The sequence below is a fragment of the Mycobacterium persicum genome (assembly GCF_002086675.1).
Classification (GTDB): Bacteria; Actinomycetota; Actinomycetes; order Mycobacteriales; family Mycobacteriaceae; genus Mycobacterium; species Mycobacterium persicum.
In genome coordinates this window covers 1-20,807 of sequence record NZ_MVIF01000025.1, presented here as the reverse complement: position 1 = coordinate 20,807, position 20,807 = coordinate 1, and the positions used below count along the sequence as shown (strand labels likewise).

Below are 20,807 nucleotides of genomic sequence, written 5' to 3'. Positions count from 1 at the left end.
GGCTGTCGGTGCCGGCGCATCGTGCACCGCGCCATGATCCCCCTGATCGCATCCGACCCAACTAGTCAGGTGAACAGCAGCGTAGCCCCTCAGCTTCACCAATGTGGGAAAACTGTGCGTACGTACAAAAAATTCTGTCGAATAAGGGCGAAAGGGCAGGTCGATGGCTTAAGAGTGACGCCGGATGTCCGCAAAAAGCAGTGTCCGGGCGCTTTACTCGGCTCTCCGCCAGCGCGCCCAATTGACGACTATATATGCGCCCAACACCCCCGTATGCGGCCGCCGTTTGCATTCATATCGAGAGCCATCGAGGTGGCAGAAGTTATGACCTGAGCGCGACGGCAACCCGCGGGCCGGCGAGAACCGTGTGGCCGGGCCGGCGGCGGACAATCCGCGTGTTACCCCTGTGACGAGCAGATTTGGCACCAGCTACGAGCATCCGAGGTAGTGTGAGGCCCGTGGTTGAGTCTTCGATTCCCGCTGTGCTGCGCGAGCGTGCGAGCTTGCAGCCCAACGACACAGCGATGACATTCATTGATTACGAGCAGGATTGGGAAGGTGTCCCCGAGAGGCTGACGTGGGCGCAGCTGCATCGGCGCATGCTCAACGTTGGTCAGCGCCTCAGGCAATGCGGATCGCCTGGCGATCGGGCAGTGATACTTGCGCCGCAGACCCTCGACTACATCGCCGGTTTCCTCGGGGCGCTCGAGGCCGGGCTGACCGCCGTTCCGCTATCGGTTCCCTATTCCGGTGTTCATGACGAGCGCACCACTTCCGTGCTGGCTGATACGTCACCCTCGGTCATCCTGACGACTTCCTCGGTGAGCGACCATGTCTCCGGGTACGCGAAACCGCAACCCGGACAATCTGCACCCGCAGTTGTCGAAATCGATCTGCTGGACCTGGACGCTCGCCCGGCTTCGTCGGTCCGGCCGGGCTCTCGTAGCGCAGAGATGCCGGATGCGCTGTATTTGCAGTACACCTCCGGGTCCACCCGCACGCCGGCGGGGGTGGTGGTCTCGAATAAGAATTTGTTCGTCAATTTCGGACAAATCATGGACGGCTATTACGCGAAGTACGGGAAGGTTCCCCCGCCCGGCAGTGGTGTGGTGTCCTGGCTGCCGTTTTATCACGATATGGGTTTCTTTGTTGGAATTATCATTCCCATTCTTGCGGGCATTCCCGTGGTCCTGACGAGTCCGGCGGGGTTTTTGCAGAGACCGGCTCGGTGGATGCAATTGATGGCAACTAGTGGCCGGGTATTTACGGCGGCGCCAAACTTTGCGTTCGACCTGGTAGCGCGCAAGACTTCCGACGACGATATGAACGGTTTCGATCTCGGGGAAGTGCTGCATGTCCTCAGCGGCAGTGAGCGAGTGCAGCCCGTCACCGTGAAGCGCTTCACCGACCGGTTCGCAAAATTCAACCTTGATCCCGCGGCGGTTCGGCCGTCATACGGGATGGCCGAGGCAACGGTCTATATCGCGACTCGTGAACCGGGCGAACCGCCGAAAGTCGTGTATTTCGATTCCGCGAAACTGCCCGCGGGTGAGGCGGAGCGGTGCGCACCCGGAACCGGTACCGGGTTGGTGAGCTATGGCCACCCGCGGCAGATGACAGTGCGAATCGTCGACCCCGACACCGGTGTCGAGTGCCCGCAGGGAGCGGTCGGCGAGATCTGGCTGCACGGGCCCAACGTGGGCGCCGGCTACTGGCAGAAGCCGGTCGAGTCCGAGCGCACCTTCCAGGCGCGCATTGTCAACCCTTCGGCCGGCACCCCGGAAGGTCCCTGGCTCAGAACTGGTGATTCCGGCTTCTTCTTCGACGGAGAGTTGTTCATCATCGGCCGTATCAAAGACCTCTTGATCGTGTACGGCCGCAACCACTCTCCAGACGACATCGAGGCGACGATCCAGGAGGTCACTCCGGGTCGATGCGCGGCAATATCGGTTCCGGACCGTGGCGCTGAGAAGCTGGTCGCAATCATCGAGCTCAAGAAGCGCCCGGACACGGACGAGGATTTGGCTGACAGGTTGCAGGTCGTCAAGCGGGAAGTCACGTCGGCAATTTCGAAGTCGCATGGGCTGAGCGTGGCGGATCTGGTTCTGGTCTCGCCCGGCTCGATTCCGATAACCACAAGCGGCAAGATCAGACGGGCGCAATGTGTCGAGCTGTATCGGCACGACGAGTTCACCCGGCTGGACGCTTAATCTTTCGCGCTCACCCGTTTGCTGCTGACGTTCGCTCAGAGTTGCGGCGGCGAGCGTGAATCTCACGACGCTTTCTCGGCGTGTCGCGTCGTATGGTTCACACTCGGCGCCTTCGGGTGGGCAGTGATTCAGATAGACCCGATCCCGGTCCTTATATCATTCCGACGGCGGACAACGAGCAGGGTATTAGGTGATTGCTGACCTGTCGGGAACGGCGCTTCCCGTGTCGACGGGTTGCTTGCCGTTGCCGTTGGTGTGACCGTTGCCGTTGGTGTGACCGTTGCCGTTGGTGTGACCGTTGCCGTTGGTGTGACCGTTGCCGTTGGTGTGGCCGTTGCCGTTGGCGACCCCGTGGCCATTGCTATGGCCGTTGCCATGGCCGTTGCCATTGGTGTGGACATTGCCATTGGTCATCAGGGCCGGCAGTTCGATGGGGCCGAACAGCGGCAGGGAGTGTTGGATGCGATCGCCGCCACCATCGGCGACGTCTGCTTCGTGCCCATTCGAGGTGGCCGACTTGGCCCGCAGCACGACGGAACCGAATAGCGGAAGAGCGTGCTCGCCGAGATCGGCGAACGGGTCCTTGCCATTAGCCGCGATGGGGAAGTCCAACTTCCGCAGCGGCACGTCTTTGCCGGGACGGCGGCGTACGATTCTGGGTGTATCGCCGGCTGGAACGGCACGAACCTTCGACGGTGGGCGCGTCGCGCCGCCGGTCTTACGGGCGGGGACGGCCTTTGCCCGTGCTGGCTGAGCTTGGCCCCGCGTCTTTGTGCGACGGCTCGCCTGCTGCTTCTTGCTAGATGTAGCGAGCTTCGACGGCCACCAGTTGGCCTGGCCGATCAGCGCAGCCAACGCCGGCACGGTGACGGTGCGAACGATGAAAGTGTCGATCAAGATCCCGGCGCCGATAATGAAGCCGGCTTCCACCATGGTGCTGATGGTGGCGGCCAGCAGGCCGAACATCGACGCGGCGAAAATGAGGCCGGCGGAGGTGATCACCCCGCCCGTCGAACCGACTGTGCGAATAACACCGACCCGCACGCCATGGGGTGATTCGTCACGGATACGCGAGATCAGCAGCATGTTGTAGTCAGCGCCAACCGCAACCAACAGAATGAATGACAGCCCGGGCAGGCTCCAATGTAATTCTTTGCCGAGTATCAGCTGGAAAACGATGACACCCAGGCCCAGGGCCGCGAAAAAGGAAACCAGGACCGAACCGATGAGGTATAGCGGCGCAATAATCGCTCGTAGCAGCATGACCAGGATCAAGAAGACGATAACGATCGTGGCCAACACGATGAAATTGATGTCACTATTGTAATAGTCCCGAGTATCTGCCAGCCCGGTCGGAATACCTGCCAACGATATCGTCGCGTCCGACAACTCGGTATTCGGTTGTGAGGACCGCGCCGCCGACAGGATCGTATTCACCTGATCCATGGCCTGGGTGGTGAACGGATTGAGCGAGCTTTGGATCAGGTACCGTGCCGCGTGCCCGTCGCTGGATATGAAAATCTGCGCGGCCTTCTTGAACTCGTCGGCGGCCAGCACCTGCGGCGGGACATTGAAGCCGGCCATGGACGGTCGTTCGGCGTCGTGCTTGAGGCCCAACAGAAAGGCCGACGCCTCGTCGAGTCCACTGCCCATCTTCTTGGTCTGGTCGACCAGTGCGGCAACGCCGTCGGCGACCGCACGGCTGCCTTGCGCGAGGGCATTGGCGCCCTGCTGCATCTGATTCAGCCGGTTCTGCAGTCCGTCGATCGACCGCAACGTACTGACCGCTTGGTTCAGGTTTTGCTGCAGCTTGTCGATCGTCTGGCTGACGGTCTGCACCTCTTTCGTTTGCTGCAGGCTGCGAGCCAGATCGGTGATGCTGTTGAGGGTTCCGCTGGTCTGTGCTTGGACCAGCGCCTGCAGCTGGCTCCGCGAGGCCGCACAGGCCGGGTCGGCATTGCAGGTCGGACTCGAGTTCAGCGCCTTCAGCAGCGGACTGGCCCAGGCGACGGTATTCGCCACATCCACCATGTTGGCGCTAAGGGCGTCGCCGAGCGCCCGCATGCGGCCCACCAGCTTGGCCGTCCTGTCGAGGTCGTTGAGCGTCTTGTCGCCGCCCATCAGTTGCTTCATCGTGGTAAGGACGCTCACCAGCGTGCCGGCGCTGCCGACGGCTTGAGTGACCTGGTCGCGCACCTGAGCCAGGGCGCCGGCCAAATCGTTGGAGCCGTTGACCAGCCTGTCCAAGTCGCTGCCATGGTCCCTGATCGCATCCCCGGCCTCGTCGAGTTTGCCGCCCACCTCGCCGGCCTGATAGGACACCTTCGTCTGCTGCAGCGGTTCGCCGTTGGGCCGGGTCAACCCGCGTATCGCGGTGATGTCGGGTAGTTGGCTGATCCGGTGCGACATCATCTCGAGATCGGCGAGCGCGCTCGGGTTCCGCAAGTCACGCGGTGACTTAATGAAGAGCATCATCGGCGTCATCATGTTCTGCGGGAAGTGGCGACTCATGGCCTCGTATCCCGCGACACTGGTGACGTCGGACGGCAATGCCTTCAGATCGTCGTAATTGAAGCGCACCAAGAAGCTGGATCCCGCCAGGACTGCCAACACGACGAGACTGGCGACCAGATGGATCCGGGGCCGCCGTACGATCCGTGTTCCCGTGCGCCTCCACAAGCGATGGGTAAGGTCGCGTCTGGGCTTGATCCAGCCGCGGCGCCCGATCAGCACCAGAATGGCAGGCAGCAGGCTCACCGCAGCCACGAAGCTGACGACGATCGATACCGAAATCGCCGGGCCCACCGTGGAAAAGACCGGCAATTTGCAGAAGACCATCACGATGAATGTGACCGCCACGGTCGCCGCCGACGCCGCGATCACTTTGCCGATCGACATCAACGCTCTCTGGACAGCCAGATCCGAAGCCAAGCCTTGCCGCACATAGTCGTGATATCGGCTGATCAGAAAGACGGCATAATCCGTTCCGGCACCGATCATTACCGCGCTCATGAAAATGATCGTCTGCGTTTGCACGTCCAGACCGATTGTTGCCAGCGCGGACAACGTGCCTTGGGCGGTCCCCATAGAGATACCGATGGTGGCCAGCGGCACCAACATGGTGACCACGTTTCGGTAGATGATCAGCAGGATGATCAGCACGCTGACCGCGGTGCCGATTTCGATCAGATGTGCGTCTTCCTGACCGATGGCGGTGAGGTCGGACATGGTGACCAGACCGCCGGCATAGTTGGCGGTCAGTGTCGAACCGGCGAGGGTCTGGCTAACGATCTCTCGGGTCTTGTTGTACCCCGCGATAGTGGCTGGGTCCTGCGGGTCGGTCTGGAACATCACCGGCACGTTCCAGGCTTTGTTGTCCTTGCTCGACAAAACGTCGTGCAAGCCGGGCGTGCTGATGAAGTCCTGAACCGACAGGTCTGCCTGGCGCAGCCTGTCGACCAGCGTGTGGTAAGTCTCTAGGTCGGCGGGACTCAGCCCGTTTTCGTCGGTCAGGATCACCAACAACTGCGAGCCTTTGCCGCTGTCGCCGAAGGCCTTGCCCATCTCTTTGCCGGTGACCATCGTCGGGGCATCATCGGGCAAAGCGTCTCCGCCGGCCTTACCGGCTACTTCCATCAGCGGCGGGAAAGTCACAGCGAGCACCGCTGCCAGCGCAATCCAGAATGCGATGACCAGCGCCGGAGCCCGAACGACCAATTGGCCGAGTCGGTCGAAAACTCCGCCGGGGCGGGCTGCTTCCGAATCGCTCATCAGTCGCGACACCCTTCCACGCCACAGCGGTTCGGCCGATAAAGCCCGTCAAGCCGATCCGCAGAGTGCACCGCCGACAACTGGTCGCGTGGGCTGACGAAAGTGACTGGATTGGCAGCGGTTCTATTCACGTCCAGCCACCTCTTTTCGGTGGTGTTCAGGCGCCCGGTCCGGGGGCATCGCACGTCGACTCAGCCCCCCAACATCTCGGTCCGCAACGGCCGGGCATCCTCAATTCTGCTAGTGCACCACAGGGTAGCCCGTTGATCTTCGGCCCGTGGAAAAATCGTGCCAACGTACAAAAGTTTTTTGTCCGAAGTGCAGAAAGTCGGCTGTTCTCGGGTAATCCGGCAGCACACCCCGGCTATTGACTTGACAGTAAACAGCGCATTGCCCCGGCGTCTGGGCCACTCGGCGAGGCCGCGGTCCGGGCACCGCTCACTCCGACGCCCATCAACCGGGGAACAGGCCGTCATTTCCGTTGCCACTGAAGCTGAGCGCGGTGGCACGACGTTGCCGGACATCGCCGCGGCCCTCGGCAACGCGCACATACACCGATTTCATGGCCTCCAGGTAGCGCCGCACCGACTCGTGGGCGATCGGACTATCCGGGAAGGATGCCGTTACCGTGGTCTCTTCGTGGAATCGATTGACCCACATGCACACCCGGGCCGCGATGCGACCGTCACTGAAGACCCTGGTATTCGCTGTTCGGATATGTGGCGCGAACACCGCGGAAAGCGGCGGTACCCCGGCGTCGAGGAACGACAGCATGGGAAAGCATCCTCGCGACAGCGGCGCCGCGAGCCGGGGCGCCAGCTCCAGCACGCGTTCGAACGGCACTCTGGCCAGGTGGGCGCGCGAGTCGAAAGCGGCTTGTGCGCCGCGCGCGGTCTCACCGAACGAGTCCCCGACCGGCACGGCAAGCGGAAGGTGGCCGATGAACCATCCGCTGGTGACAAACTCCGCCGGCGTGCTTCGGGTGCCGGTGGGCGTGACCGCGTAATAGGTCTCCGCACCGGCGAGTTCGTATTCGGTGAGGGCGGCGCACGCGAAGACTCCGCCGCTGAACCTGACGCCGGCCCGGGTGCACGCGGCCTCGAAATCGGCGGTCTGGTGGGCATCCAGCAGCTGCAGGGAAAGCACCTCGCCCGCCGTGAGCCGCGACGTGTCGCCCAGCGGCAGTGGGAAGGCGGGGAAGGATCCGTCGTTGTTTTCCAGGAATTCGATCCATTGACGTACCTCCGGCGAATCTAATGTCAACGCGGAGGTGTATGCGTGCTCGCGCAGGCAGTATTCGGCGTAGCTGCCGGCCTTCGACAACGGAATAGGCTCACCGCCGTCCATGAGAGTGTTGTACATCTCGCGGATCTCCAAGAAGATGGTGCCGAGAAATGTCGCATCGAAATGTATGTGGTCAATGCTGATGCAGACGGTGAAGTGGTCGTCATGCTGGATCACGCCGAATCTGAAGCAATCCCAATCCAGGGGACTCGGGGTGCTCAAGATGTATTCCTGCCATTGGTTCGGCGTCATCACACCGCGCTCAACCGGTTGCATTTCGATAGCACCGGGATCGGTCATGGTGTGGCGGACTATCTGACGCGCGCCGCTGATCGCAAACCTGCTGCGATAGGTGTCATGGCGACGAAGGTGGGCGTTGATGACGTAGGTCATCGTGCGGATATCGCAGTGACCGAGCATATCGAAGGCAATGACCAAAAGCCGTGACATGTCGAGGCCCTTGGCCGTTTGCTCAGCAAACCTGCGCAGATGCCGGGCCTGTATGTAGCTCGGCGGCACGGCGCTGATCGGTGCGTCCCGGGCGTTCGCCACAGTCGCCGGCGACGGCTGCCACAGCCAGACAACACCCGGCTCGGGCAGCCAATTCCTGACGTTATCCAGACCGAGATTGCCCACGACAACCAATTGAACTCCTTTGGCTCAACGCCCGGTCCCAGGATATTTCATGTCATCGAATATGCCGCACATCGTCACCGGATCGTTTCTTTGACGGCCAGCTTTTCACACAGGTAATCCGCGAAATCGCGAACCGTGGTGACATCGGTGGGGCTGCAGCGTATCCCGACCTCGGTTTCTATACGGGTCCGCAGCTCCAGATTGCCCAGCGAATCCAGCCCGTATTCGGAAAGCGGGCGATCCGGATCGACACTGCGACGCAAAATCGCAGCGATTTGTTCGGATATCAGTCTTCGAAGCCGTCCCGGCCACTCTTCGTGCGCCAGTTCCAGCAGCTCCGCACGGAATGTGCTTTCACCAGGCCGATTCCGGATAGCGGAGTGGAAACCCTCGGCAAACCTGCTGCGTGCGGCCAGGGCCGTCAGCCAGGGTGATCCGACGACCGGGACATAACCGCTGTAGGCGCGGGTGTGTCGAAGCAACGCCTCGAACGCGTAAGCGCCCTCGTCGGGAGCGATCATCGTGGTCTCGCCGTTCTCGGCGAGGTGTGCACCCCGGCCGACCTCGGCCCACGGGCCCCAGGCGATCGCGGTCGCCGGCAGGCCACGAGCTCGCCGCCACTGGACGAAGGCGTCAAGCCAGCTGTTGGCCGCCGCATAGGCGCCCTGACCGGGTGAGCCCAGTAGGGCAGCTGCCGACGAGAACACGGCGAACCAATCCAGTGGTTGGGTGGCGGTCGCCTGGTGCAGGTGCCAGGCACCGTGGACCTTCGGCCGCCAATCCCGCTCGATCAGCTCATCGGTGACGTTGGCCAGGGTGGCATCTTCGACGACTGCGGCTGCGTGCAGCACCCCGCGCACCGGCAGCCCGGTCGCTGTTGCGGTTGCCACCAACCGGCCCGCGGTTGCGGGCTGGGCGATATCGCCGCACTCGACCACCACGTCCGACCCGGTGGCCTTGACCAGATCGATTGTCTCCCGGGCCTTTTGATTCGGCTGGGCACGCGAGTTGAGCACGATGCGGCCGGCGCCGGCGGCGGCCATCTGCTCCGCCAGGAACAACCCGAGGCCACCGAGGCCCCCGGTGATGATGTAGGAGCCGTCGGGCCGGAAGACCGGGATCTGTTCGGGCGGGAGCACAACGGTGCTGCGCCCGGTGTGCGGGATGTCGAGGACAAGTTTGCCGGTATGCCCGGCGGCGCTCATTATCCGGATCGCGTTGGCGGCCTGGGTAACCGGATAATGTGTGCGCTTCGGCATCGGCAACGCGCCGTCGGCGACCAGCCGGTAGACCGTGGTCAGCAGATCCCGGATCCGGGCTGGGTGGGTGATCGTCATCAGTGCCAGGTCGACGGCGTGGAAGGTGAGGTTGCGCCGCAGGGTGAACAGCGCGAGCCGGGTGTCGTCGTAGATGTCGCGCTTGCCGATCTCGACGAATCGCCCGCCGAAAGACAACAGCGCAAGGCCGGCACGCTGGGCGGTGCCGGTCAGTGAGTTGAGCACGACGTCGACGCCGTAGCCGTCGGTGTCCCGGCGAATCTGGTCGGCGAACTCGCTGCCGCGCGAGTCGTAGACATGCTCGATCCCCATGTCGCGCAATAGCTCTCGACGCTCGGGGCTGCCGGCGGTGGCGAAGATCTCGGCACCGGCGGAGCGCGCGATCGCAATCGCGGCCTGTCCCACTCCACCGGTGGCCGAGTGGATCAGCACCTTGTCGCCGGCTTCGATGCGGGCCAGGTCGACCAGGCTGTACCAGGCGGTGGCGTGGGCGGTGGTCGCCGCGGCGGCCTGCCCGTCGGTGAGCCCAGGCGGCAGCGTGGTGGCCAGTCGGGCATCGCAGGTGATGAACGAGCCCCAGCACCCTGCCGATGACATGCCGGCCACGCGGTCGCCGATCTGGTGATCAGTGACATCGGAACCCACGGCGGTCACCACGCCGGCGAAATCCGCGCCGAACTGCGGCGACTGGTCGTCGAAGGCGGGGTATCTGCCGAAGGCGATCAAGACATCGGCGAAGTTGACGCTGGACGCGGTCACGGCGACCTCGATCTCCCCCGGACCGGGCGGTATCCGCTCGGTCGCCACGACTTCCATCGTCCGCAGGTCTCCGGGCGTCCGGATCTGCAGGCGCACCCCGTGGCGGTCGTGGTCGGCGACGGTGGTTTCCCGCTCGTCGGGCCGCAGCGGCGCCGGGCACAATCGGGCGGTTAGCCATTGTCCCTGTCGCCAGGCGGTCTCGTCTTCGTCGGAGCCCGCCAGCAGTTGGCGCGCCACCTGCTCGGCGTCGGTGTGGTCGTCGACATCGATATGCGTGGTGCGCAGGTACGGGTGTTCGGCGCCGACCACCCGTAGCAGACCACGTAACCCGGCCTGTTCCAGATTGGGGCAGTCATCGGATCGGACCCGCTGCGCGTTGCGGGTCACCACATACAGCCGGGGGACGGAACCGGAGACTTCGGGTAGCCGGCGCGCGATGCGTACCAGCTGCTTGACGTTTTCGCTGCCGCGGCGCGGACTTCGCGCATCGTCACCGCCCATAGGTTCGGGCGCCAGCACGACCACGCCGGTGACTCCGCCGCAGTCGAGCTGCTTGCTCAACCGTTCGAGGTTGGTAGCGGGTTCTGCCTGTCGGGGCCAGCACAGTGTCGCGCATTCGGCACCGTAGCGCTTCAACGCATCGGTGAGTTCGGTCGCCAACATATCGGCGGTATCGGAAATGCTGACCAGCAGCCACTTTCCGGTGTCGACAGCACTCACACCATCGCAGCCGGCCGGTTCGCGCTCGCGCCATTCGATGGTCAGCAATCGCTCGGCCAGCAGCCGATCGCGATCGGCGCTCTCCGAGAGCCCGGTGCCCATCTGCAGGCCGCGCACCACCAGCAGCACGCTCCCGTCTTCGTCCATGACGTCGATGTCGGCCTCGACATTGGTGCCGTAGGCGGTGACTGTCGTGTGGCAGTAGCGGGCGTTGCGGGTGGACGCGTAGACCCGCAGCCGGTGCATACCGAGCGGCAACAGCAAGCCGCCATTGCCCACCTGCCGGACTGCTGGGTGGGCCGCAACCGACTGGAAACACGCATCCAGCAACGCGGGATGAACCCCGTAGTCGGCCTGCTGCCTGCGGATCACACTCGGTAAGCCGACCTCGGCGAGCACGGCACTGACCGCCTGCGGTGCGACGTGGGCGGCGGCCAGGCCCGCGAAAGCCGAACTCAACCGAATACCGCGCTCCTCGAACCGCTTTCGCACCTCCTCACCGTCGTGGCGGCACCGATAAGCCCGCAGTATCTCGGCCACGTCATGGGCGGGCGGCCGGTCTTGCGCGGATGCCGCCCGCAGTACTGCGCTGGCTCGTCGCACCTTATGGTTCTGCTGCTCGGTCTGGACGACGAAGCCGGCGACACCGGGTTCCCGCACCGACGCGACGGCGCCGATCGGGGTCCGCTCGTCCAGCAGCAGCATCTCCTCGAAGCGGATATCGCACACTTGCGACTGTTCGCCGAAGAGGGTGTGGGCCGCTGCCAATGCCATCTCGCAATAGGCCGCGCCCGGAAGCGCGGCCACATCGTGGATTTGGTGGTCGCGCAGCCACGGCAGCGCCGCCGTGCCGACCTCGCCGTGCCACACATGACGCGGCGGCTCCTCCATCAACCGCACGTGTGCGCCCAACAATGGGTGCACCGCAACGGTATTGACGCGCGAAGAGCCGCCCACCCGGTCGGGGCTCAGCAGCATCCGACGGTGTGTCCACACCGGAAGCGGCGCGTCGACCAACTGCCCGCGGGGATGAAGCACCGCGAAGTCCACGGCGGCGCCGGCACTGTACAGATCGATCACCACCGGACGCAGTCCCCATGGCATCGGTTGCTCACGTCGCATGGCGGCCACCGCGGCGACCGGAATGTCGAGGCCGCAAGCGGTCTGCTCGACGGCCCGCGTCAGCAGTGGGTGCGGTGACAGCTCCGCGAACACCCGGTGTCCGTCCTCCAGTGCCGCTCGCACCGCTGCGGCGAAACGCACCATATGACGCAGGTTGTCGACCCAATAACGCGCATCGCAAAACGGTTGTTCGCGCGGATCGAATGACGTTGCCGAGTAGTAAGGAATGGTCGGTTTCCTCGGGGTGAGGTCGCCCAGATCCATACCCAGCTGGTGCAGGATCGGGTCGACTTGCGGGGTGTGTGATGCCACGTCAACGGCTACCTCGCGGGCCAGCACCTCGCGCTCCTGCCACTGCGCGACGAGGTCGCGAACCGTCTGGGCCGCCCCGCCGATCACGGTGGACTGTGGTGAGGCCACCACGGCGACGACGACGTCACGGGCCGCGGCGCCGCGGCGGGTGAGTTCTTCGCGTACCCGTTGGACAGGCAATTCCACCGCGGCCATCGCGCCGGTACCGGCGACGCGCAGACACAGCCGCGACCGGCGGCAGATCACCCGCGCCCCGTCGTGCAGCGACAGCGCCCCGGCGACCACGGCGGCCGCCACCTCGCCGAGCGAATGGCCGATCACCGCGCCCGGAAGGACTCCGTACGACGACATCGTGGCCGCAAGAGCGACCTGAACGGCGAACAGCGTCGGTTGGACCCGGTCGATGCCAGTGACGGTGTGCGGGGCGGACATCGCGTCGCTGACCGAAAAGCCGGATTCCGCGGCGATCACCGCCTCAAGCGCGGCGACGGTCGAGGCGAACACCGGTTCGCTGGTCAACAGCTCGGCGCCCATCGCCGTCCATTGCGAACCCTGGCCCGAGAACACCCACACCGGGCCGCGGTCGTCGTGGCCGACTGCGGCAGGACAGGGGCGTTCGTCCGCGGCCACCTGGTGCAGGCGCTCGATCAGCTCGGACCGGCTATGGGCGAGCACTCCGGTACGGACCGGCCGGTGGCCGCGCCGGCGGGCCAACGTGTAGGCCAGATTCGACAACGCCGCCGGGTCCTGGTCCTGGCGTCCGGCCAGCCATTCGGCCAGCCGGCGCGAACTGCCGCGCAACGCCTCGGCCGACGTGGCCGACAGCGCAAACATCAACGGCGCCGCCGAGTCCGCCGGGTGGTGGCATGTCGCGATGGCCGGAGCCTGTTCCACAACGGCGTGCACGTTGGTGCCCGACATCCCATACGACGACACCGCTGCCCGTCTCGGCAGCGCGCCATCCTGTTCGGGCCAGGATGTAATTTCTTGTGGCACAAACAATTTGGTGTTCAAGCCGGCCGCCTCGTCGGGCAACCGGGTGAAGTGCAGCATCGGCGGCACCGCCCCATGCTGCAGCGACAAGATCGCTTTGACGAGCCCCACCGCGCCGGAGGCGGCCTCGGTGTGGCCCAGATTGCTCTTGGCCGAGCCGACCGCACAGCAGCGCTCGACCCCGTAAACCTTTGCCAAGCTTGTGAATTCGACCGGGTCGCCGACGGGGGTGCCGGTGCCGTGCGCCTCCACCATCCCGACGGTGGCGGGGTCCACACCGGCCGCGCGCAAAGCCGCTCGATATACCTGCGCCTGCGCCCGAGCCGAAGGAATCGAAATGTTTTCGGTGCGGCCGTCCTGGTTGGTCGCGGTGCCGCGCAGCACCGCAAGGATCCGGTCGCCGTCGCGCAGCGCGTCGCGAAGCCGCTTGAGCAGCACTACGGCGCAGCCCTCGGAACGGACGAAGCCGTCTGCCGACACGTCGAATGCGCGGCAGCGGCCGGTCGGCGACAGCATGCCCAGCGCCGACGCGGAGGCGCCGATTCTCGGCTCCAACATCACCATGCAGCCACCCGCCAGGGCCAGGTCGCTCTCGCCGTCGTTGAGACTGCGGCAAGCCATATGCACCGCAAACAAACTCGACGAACAGGCGGTGTCGACGCTGACCGCGGGCCCGCGCAGCCCCAGGGCGTATGCAACTCGTCCGGAGGCCATGCTGAACGGAATTCCGGTGAACCCGTACGCGTCTTCCAGGGCACCCGCTTCGGCGGTGACGTGTGCGTAATCGCTGTGGGCGATGCCGATGAACACCCCGGTCAGCGTGCCGGCCAGCGATTTGGGCGGCAAACCGGCGTGTTCCACCGCCTCCCACGAGGTCTCCAGCAGCAGGCGTTGCTGGGGATCCATCGCGGTCGCTTCGCGCTCGCCGATTCCGAAGAACTCGGAATCGAAGCCGGCGACGTCGTCGAGGAAGCCGCCCCAGCGCGACACCGACCGGCCGGGTACCCCCGGTTCCGGGTCGTAGTATTCGTCGGCGTCCCAACGGTCAGCGGGAACTTCGGAAATCAAGTCGTCGCCGCGCAGCAGCGCCGTCCATAACGCTTCGGGCGAATCGACGCCCTTCGGTAGCCGGCACGCCATGCCAATCACCGCAACCGGGTCCGCACACGTGTCGTCCACGGTCAGCCACCTCCCCAGCGAGACCCCCGATCGCCATCTCTTCAGGTGACCGCAGCGTATCCGGTTGCCGGGGCTTCGAAGACCTGCCACACCGCGTCCGCATTAACGTTTTTGCGAATTCGCCGGGGTCCATCGACGGCGAACGCCGCAGCCCCGCTGGCTTTTCGGGGCGTCCCGATTTCGCCGGCGGTCGTACTGTTGACTCCCCGGTGGCTGGCCGCGAAGTTCAGCGTTGTGCCACAACGAGTTCAACCGATCCCGGCCTGCTGGGGGCACATGACTGCTCGCTATTGACCGACCTGTCAGCCGTCCATAGTGTGCTGGTATGTCGGACAACGCCGAACGCCCCCTCCCGGCACCGGGCGCGACCGTGCCGCAGGTGCCTGGTCACGCCGGTCCGCAAGTGGCTCTCCCGATTAGCCCCTGCAGCGCCGAAATACCTTGGGGAATAACAGGTTCAGTGCCACGTCGGCAGATGTCGACGTGGTGTGGGGCCCGGGCGCGGCTCGACGCGCCGGTCATGGCCCGTCGCGGTCGTTGCCGGCACCAGTGGCCGCCACGCCGTTGCGCGCGCCGCGGCAATGTTGCGGAACTGCTGGCTACCATGGCCGGCGAACGCGATGGCATCCCTCTGAACGACACGGAGTGCTCACACCATGACCCCACCCTTGAAGCCAGCCCGGGTACCCCAGTTGCCGGTCGACGAGGCCAAGGCGGCCGCCGATGAAGCCGGCGTGCCCGACTACATGGCCGAGCTCAGTATCTTTCAGGTGTTGCTGAACCATCCGCGACTGGCGCGCACCTTCAACGACCTGCTCGCCACCATGCTCTGGCATGGCGCTCTGGACCCGCGGCTGCGTGAGTTGGCGATCATGCGGATCGGCTGGCTGACCGGGTGCGACTACGAGTGGACCCAGCATTGGCGCGTCGCCTCGGGATTGGGCGTGTCCGCCGAGGATCTGATTGGGGTACGGGATTGGCAGCGCCACGACGGGTTCGGGCCGGCCGAGCGGGCCGTGCTGGCGGCCACCGACGACGTGGTGCGCGACGGCGCGGTAAGTGCCGACAGCTGGGCCGCCTGTGAACGCGAATTACACGGCGACACAACGGTTCTCATTGAACTCGTGACGGCCATCGGGGCGTGGCGGATGGTCGCTTCGATCCTGCACAGCCTCGAAGTCCCGCTGGAGGACGGCGTGTCGAGCTGGCCGCCCGACGGCGTCTCGCCGTAGGCGCGCCATATTCGAGATAGTCGGGAATCAGACGATCCGATAGGTCTGTATTGCGTGGGCGACAACGCTGCCGTCGGCATCGGTGGCGGTGATCTCGGTGAAGGTGAGTTCCTTGCGGCGCCGGGTGGTGCGGGCATGGCACAGCAGGTCGCTGCGCTTGGCGGCGCCGGTGTACTGGATGCTCAACGCGACGGTCGCCGCCCGCATGCCCCTGTCGAAGTCGTGGTTGGACCAGGCTGCCGCCGCGCCGGCGGTATCGATCACCGACGCGATCACCCCGCCGTGAAAGTAGGTGCCGTCGTTGGTGAGGTCGTCGCGGAACGGCAGCCGGATCGTGACGTCGTCGGGTTCATACCGTTCGAACACAATGCCCAGCCCGCCCATGAACGGGGTGCTGGTCATCAGGTCACGCACCGCCTGGCGGCGCTGGTGTTGCTGTTCAGCGGTCAACGGCTCGGCCATGGCGGCTAGGCTACCGCATTAGATTGACATATCAATCAATAGCTCCTAGCGTCACAAAAGTGCGGACCAGAGTCGCCGAAATGCTCGGTGTCGAGTTTCCAATCTGTGCCTTCAGCCATTGCCGCGATGTCGTTGCCGCGGTGACCAACGCCGGCGGGTTCGGGGTCCTCGGAGCCGTGGCGCACAGTCCCAAGCGGCTGCACAGCGAGCTGACCTGGATCGAGGAGCAGACCGGCGGCAAACCGTATGGAGTCGACTTGCTGCTACCGCCGAAGTATGTCGGCGCCGAGCAGGGCGGGATCGACCGGCAGCAGGTCGCCGAGCTGCTGCCGGCCGAGCATCGCGCATTCGTCGACGACTTGCTGGTCCGCTACGGCATCACCCAGCCCGCCGGGCAGCAAACCCGGACGCCCGGGGGAGGGCTCAACATCTCACCCAAGGGTTATGAACCGCTGCTCGAGGTTGCTTTCGCCCACGACATCCGGCTGATCGCCAGCGCGCTGGGACCGCCGCCCGCAGACCTCGTCGAGCGGGCTCACGGTCATGACGTCGTGGTGGCGGCGCTGGCCGGCACCACTCAACACGCGCGCCGGCACGCCACGGCGGGTGTCGACCTGATCGTCGCTCAGGGCACCGAGGCCGGCGGTCACACCGGCGAGGTAGCGACCATGGTGCTGGTCCCCGAGATCGTCGATGCCGTCGATCCGCTTCCGGTATTGGCCGCCGGCGGGATCGCCCGTGGTCGCCAGATCGCTGCGGCCCTGGCCCTGGGCGCCGAGGGCGTGTGGTGCGGATCGGTCTGGTTGACCACCGAGGAAGCCGAGACGCCACCGGTGGTCAAGGAGAAGTTCCTGGCCGCCGGCTCCACGGATACCGTGCGGTCCAGGTCGATGACCGGCAAACCGGCGCGGATGTTGCGCACCGCCTGGACCGACGAGTGGGCGCGCCCGGAAAATCCCGATCCGCTCGGAATGCCGCTGCAGACCGCCCTGATCGGTGAGGCGCAGCTGCGCATCAACCAAGCGGCCGGGCAGCCCGGCAACCGGGCCGGGGAGTTGGCAACCTACTTCGTCGGTCAGGTCGTCGGCTCGCTCAACCGGGTGCGGCCGACCCGCGCGGTGGTGCTCGAGATGGTCGAGGAATTCATCGACACCATCGCTCGGCTCGAGGGGCTGGTCGACAAGTGAGCACCACCCGGCGGCGCCGGGCGGTCAGCGACGAGGACAAGTCGCAACGGCGTGACCAGATCATGGCCGCGGCCAAAGAAGTATTCGCCCGTAACGGTTTTCACGCCACCACGATCGCGGACATCGCCAAACAGGCCGGCCTGGCGTATGGCTTGATCTACTGGTATTTCGAGTCCAAGGATGACCTGTTCCACTCGCTGATGGCTGCCGAAGAGGATGCGCTGCGCACGCATCTCGCCGAAGCAATGGTCGCGGCCGGCGGGTCCGCCGACAGCGCCGGGGGAGAGAGGTTGTTCCGGGCCGGCGTGCAGGCCACCTTCGAGTTCTTCGAAGCGGACAAGGCCACCGTCAAACTGTTGTTCCGCGACGCCCATGCGCTCGGCGACCGGTTCGAAAAGCACCTCGGCGGGATCTACGAACGGTTCATCGACGACATCGAAACCGTCATCGTCGCCGCTCAAGAGCGCGGCGAAGTGGTGGCGGCCCCGCCCCGGATGGTTGCCTACACACTGGCCGCGCTGGTGGGCCAATTGGCGCACCGGCGCCTGAGCACCGACGACGGGGTCAGCGCGGCGCAAGTGGCGGACTTCGTCGTTTCCCTGGTGCTCGACGGGCTGCGGCCGCGCCGGGTGCCGGACGGACGCATCGCCACAGACGCCGGCTTGGAGCGTATAAGCCCAGTTCAGAGTAGGTAAACCTGCTGAATTCCTGTCAACGCCCATGGTGAATGCGTAAAGATTCGGACACGGGCGCCAGGTTCGTTTGACCGACTCGCATCGGTGGTGCATCATCTGTCGGGTAAGCACCTCGTTAGGTGAGGCGGCTACACGAACACAGGCCACTGACCCCGAACGTCGAAAGACGCCCCGGGTCAGGACAGCTCCTCCCGGCTTAAGGGTTGAGCCCAGGTGGCTTCCGGAATACCGGACACGTCGTGTGGTGCCAAAGCTCTGACGAGAGGGGTGCGGGTTCCGACGATCGTCGGCGTTCCGATACTCCGTTGTGCACGTAGAACGTGCGGTTAGCCGCGCGTGCCGCGACCGCGAGGAGGTGAGGGACCCATGAGTTCCGGTGACAGTCCGGACCGATATCCGGGCTCTGTTTCGTCCCGATCCGATCGCCGGCGCGACGTACTGTGCTGAGTCGTCAAACCTAGATCAGCCCCGCTGGATCGGAACCGCTACGGGACGGGACTACCCCTGTCGAAGTCTGTCCAACAGTCCATAGCTTTGATTTCCCCTCTAGGAGCCGATCATGACCGCTGTTCTGTACGACGAAGTAGTAACCACAACCCCCGCTCCCCGGCTGCGGGTGGTGCGCGAGGGTGCCCCGATTGAGACGCCCACGCCCGCGCCCGCGAAGGCGAAGGTGGCGCGTCGGGTCGCCAACCCGCCGTTCGGCGCCGGTGGAGACCCCCTCGTCGACGGGGCGGCACGCATGCTGACCATTCCGATTCGGCACGTCTACGCCGCGCTGTGGCGGATCGGTGTGCTCGAAGTCCGGGCCTAGTCCGGTGGATAGCAAGTATTCGACCTGCACAGGAGCGGGCGTGGCTGACGCTTGGCTCCAAGGGGCTGGCCGGCAACAGACGTAGTTATCTGTGTTCCGCGGCTGGGCAAAACCTTGGAGCCCCTGGCGGTTACGAAATGTCGGCTCACCGGCTGAAGTGAGGCCAATGCCTGCCTCGTCGCAGCAAGCCGGCCAGGTGTGTTGGCCGGCGCCTCCGATGCGAGCGCTTCTCTCGGGCTGGCCGACCAGCCGCCGTATCGCTTCGTTGACGTGACCGCCCCAGTGCCCCTCCGGTGGCCAGCAGCGTGTGTTTACTGCTGGGAGCCCAAACTTGTACGGCGACTAATCTTTTCGATTCTTGCGTGAATCAGCAACTGAGCCCCCCGGAACCTGGCTGCACCGTTGCCCCGTTGCGGTATACGGCCTCCACCGAGGCGTCGACGTTCAAGCATGCCGGAAACGGCTTTACGTCATCGCTCTTGTCCGGAATGGCTCCGGAGGTGGCCCCCGCCGGTGTACGGTCAACCTCATGTCCGTACTGATTGTTGTCCCGGTGTTTGGGCAGCATGAGTATACCCATGCCCTCGTCGACGACCTAGAGCGCGAAGGCGCTGAATATCTAATCGTTGATAACCGGGGCGATTATCCCAAGATCAGCAATGAACGTGTCATGACCTTCGGCGAAAACCTCGGCTGGGCTGGGGGGAGCGACTTTGGATTCCGAATTGCGTTCTCCGAAGGTTACTCCCACGCGATGACACTCAACAACGACACCCGCATCTCGAAGGGTTTTATCGCCGGCCTGCTCGATCCACGCCTGCCCGCTGATGCTGGAATTGTTGGGCCGATGTTCGATCATGGGTTCCCCTGCGCGGAGGATGACGAGAAGCCGGACGCCGCTAACTACATTCCCCGATCGCAATATCGGGCGGTAAGTGCTGTCGAGGGGACGGCGCTCATGATATCTCGCGAATGCTGGCAGATCGTGAGCGGAATGGACCTGCGAACGTTCGGCCGCTACGGGTGGGGGGTAGACCTCGATCTGGCATTGCGGGCTCGAGCCGCTAATTTCGGGCTATACACAACAGAGATGAGTTATATCAACCACTTCGGCCGCAGGACCGCCAATACACATTTTGGCAGATTTCGATATTTGTTGGGTGCAAACTCGACAATGGAGCGGGCAATGCGGCGATTGCATGGTCGTAATTGGCGCAAGCAATTTCCACCGGGGACCTTGCCGCAAGCGGTACCGCGACACTCGATCGCGTATACGACTTACCAGCTAGAGTGATATCACCTTACCCTTTAGCCGAGGTCAAGTACGCGTTGCCCAGCCGTCGGACCGCAACATCTCTGGCGGTGTGGATGGTAATCCGAGGTCCAATTTTGCGATTGTCTTGTGATGCGCATGCCTGGCCGTCCTGTCACGCGAACTGCTCCCGAGAATGGACCGCCGAGCGGTCTGGGCGCCCGTTATCCACGTTTCGCCATGCGAACCCTGCTACGATCGTGTCGTGTTGGGTGACGTCTCAACCGGGGGTAATACCGATATGGCCAGCGGTCAGAAGCTGTATTTTTCTATCATTATTCCTGCGCACAATGAAGAGGAATATATCGGAGCCACACTCGAACACGCCACAGGCCTTTCCTATCCTGAGGAATCGTTTGAGGTCATCGTGGTCGAGAACGGCTCCTCGGACCGCACCCTTGACATCGCAAAGCAATTCGAGGGCGGCAATGTTCGCGTCTTCGAGAATGATAAGGCGGGAGTATCCGCCGCCAAGAACCTCGGCATTGACCGGCTTTCACCTCGTAGCGACTGGGTAGTATTCTTGGACGCGGATACGATTCTGAAACCCAATTTCCTTCTCGATCTGGACGCTCGGCTGCGAGCATCGCGCAAGCCGCTCTCCGTGGGCACCACCAAGGTCTTGCCTCTCGGCGGCGGCCGTGACGCACGTATTTGGTTCGCGATTTACGACCAATTGCACCGGTTGGGTGGATCGTACGCCATCCAGATAGCGAAGCGATCACTCTTTCCCGCACTCCGATTCGACGAGCATCTCATCATGGGAGAAGATGTCCGGCTTATCAAGGAGGCGCGCAAACTAGGAAAGTTTTTCTACGTACCGACACCTACGGACTACACTT

Annotated in this window: 11 protein-coding genes and 1 riboswitch; of the genes, 7 read left to right on the top strand and 4 right to left on the bottom strand. The window is 64.3% G+C overall.

Annotated features, from left to right (window positions below; all coding sequences use genetic code 11):
• Nucleotides 1-458: 458 nt before the first annotated feature.
• Nucleotides 459-2,210, top strand: coding sequence for an AMP-binding protein (locus BST40_RS10725; protein ID WP_083154227.1), 1,752 nt, complete (start codon nt 459-461; stop codon nt 2,208-2,210).
• Nucleotides 2,211-2,396: 186 nt separating this feature from the next.
• Here the strand turns inward: BST40_RS10725 and BST40_RS10720 are convergent, their stop codons facing one another.
• The 3 genes from BST40_RS10720 to pks2 form a co-directional block, all read right to left on the bottom strand.
• On the bottom strand, nt 2,397-5,981 hold the full coding sequence (locus tag BST40_RS10720) for an MMPL/RND family transporter (RefSeq protein ID WP_083154225.1): 3,585 nt from the start codon (nt 5,979-5,981) through the stop codon (nt 2,397-2,399).
• Nucleotides 5,982-6,434: 453 nt separating this feature from the next.
• Nucleotides 6,435-7,901: a condensation domain-containing protein gene (locus BST40_RS10715; protein WP_341865516.1), complete on the bottom strand. Its 1,467-nt coding sequence runs from the start codon at nt 7,899-7,901 to the stop codon at nt 6,435-6,437.
• Nucleotides 7,902-7,975: 74 nt separating this feature from the next.
• A complete protein-coding gene (gene pks2, locus BST40_RS10710) occupies nt 7,976-14,263 on the bottom strand; it encodes a sulfolipid-1 biosynthesis phthioceranic/hydroxyphthioceranic acid synthase (RefSeq protein WP_279629016.1) in 6,288 nt (2,095 codons plus the stop codon).
• Between the two features lie 668 nt (nt 14,264-14,931).
• On the opposite strand from pks2, the gene BST40_RS10705 reads away from it, so the two are divergent.
• Nucleotides 14,932-15,495, top strand: a complete 564-nt coding sequence (locus tag BST40_RS10705) for a carboxymuconolactone decarboxylase family protein (protein ID WP_089025092.1) — start codon at nt 14,932-14,934, stop codon at nt 15,493-15,495.
• 27 nt (nt 15,496-15,522) lie between these two features.
• Here BST40_RS10705 and BST40_RS10700 read toward each other — a convergent pair whose 3' ends face one another.
• On the bottom strand, nt 15,523-15,957 hold the full coding sequence (locus BST40_RS10700) for a PaaI family thioesterase (protein ID WP_075546129.1): 435 nt from the start codon (nt 15,955-15,957) through the stop codon (nt 15,523-15,525).
• Between the two features lie 59 nt (nt 15,958-16,016).
• Between BST40_RS10700 and BST40_RS10695 the strand changes: the two genes are divergently transcribed.
• The 5 genes from BST40_RS10695 to BST40_RS10675 form a co-directional block, all read left to right on the top strand.
• On the top strand, nt 16,017-17,144 hold the full coding sequence (locus BST40_RS10695; protein WP_075546130.1) for an NAD(P)H-dependent flavin oxidoreductase: 1,128 nt from the start codon (nt 16,017-16,019) through the stop codon (nt 17,142-17,144).
• On the top strand, nt 17,141-17,839 hold the full coding sequence (locus BST40_RS10690; RefSeq protein ID WP_083154221.1) for a TetR/AcrR family transcriptional regulator: 699 nt from the start codon (nt 17,141-17,143) through the stop codon (nt 17,837-17,839). The genes BST40_RS10695 and BST40_RS10690 overlap by 4 nt, the downstream gene beginning before the upstream one ends.
• Before the next feature lie 104 nt (nt 17,840-17,943).
• Nucleotides 17,944-18,113, top strand: a riboswitch (M-box (ykoK) riboswitch).
• Nucleotides 18,114-18,398: 285 nt separating this feature from the next.
• The gene (locus BST40_RS10685; protein ID WP_075546131.1) at nt 18,399-18,653 is read left to right on the top strand and encodes an Rv1535 family protein; all 255 of its coding nucleotides are present in this window, start codon (nt 18,399-18,401) and stop codon (nt 18,651-18,653) included.
• A 529-nt stretch (nt 18,654-19,182) separates the two neighbouring features.
• Nucleotides 19,183-19,947, top strand: a complete 765-nt coding sequence (locus tag BST40_RS10680; RefSeq protein ID WP_075546132.1) for a glycosyltransferase family protein — start codon at nt 19,183-19,185, stop codon at nt 19,945-19,947.
• A gap of 223 nt (nt 19,948-20,170) precedes the next feature.
• On the top strand, nt 20,171-20,807 hold a 637-nt coding region (locus BST40_RS10675; protein WP_244174340.1), incomplete at its 3' end, for a glycosyltransferase family 2 protein.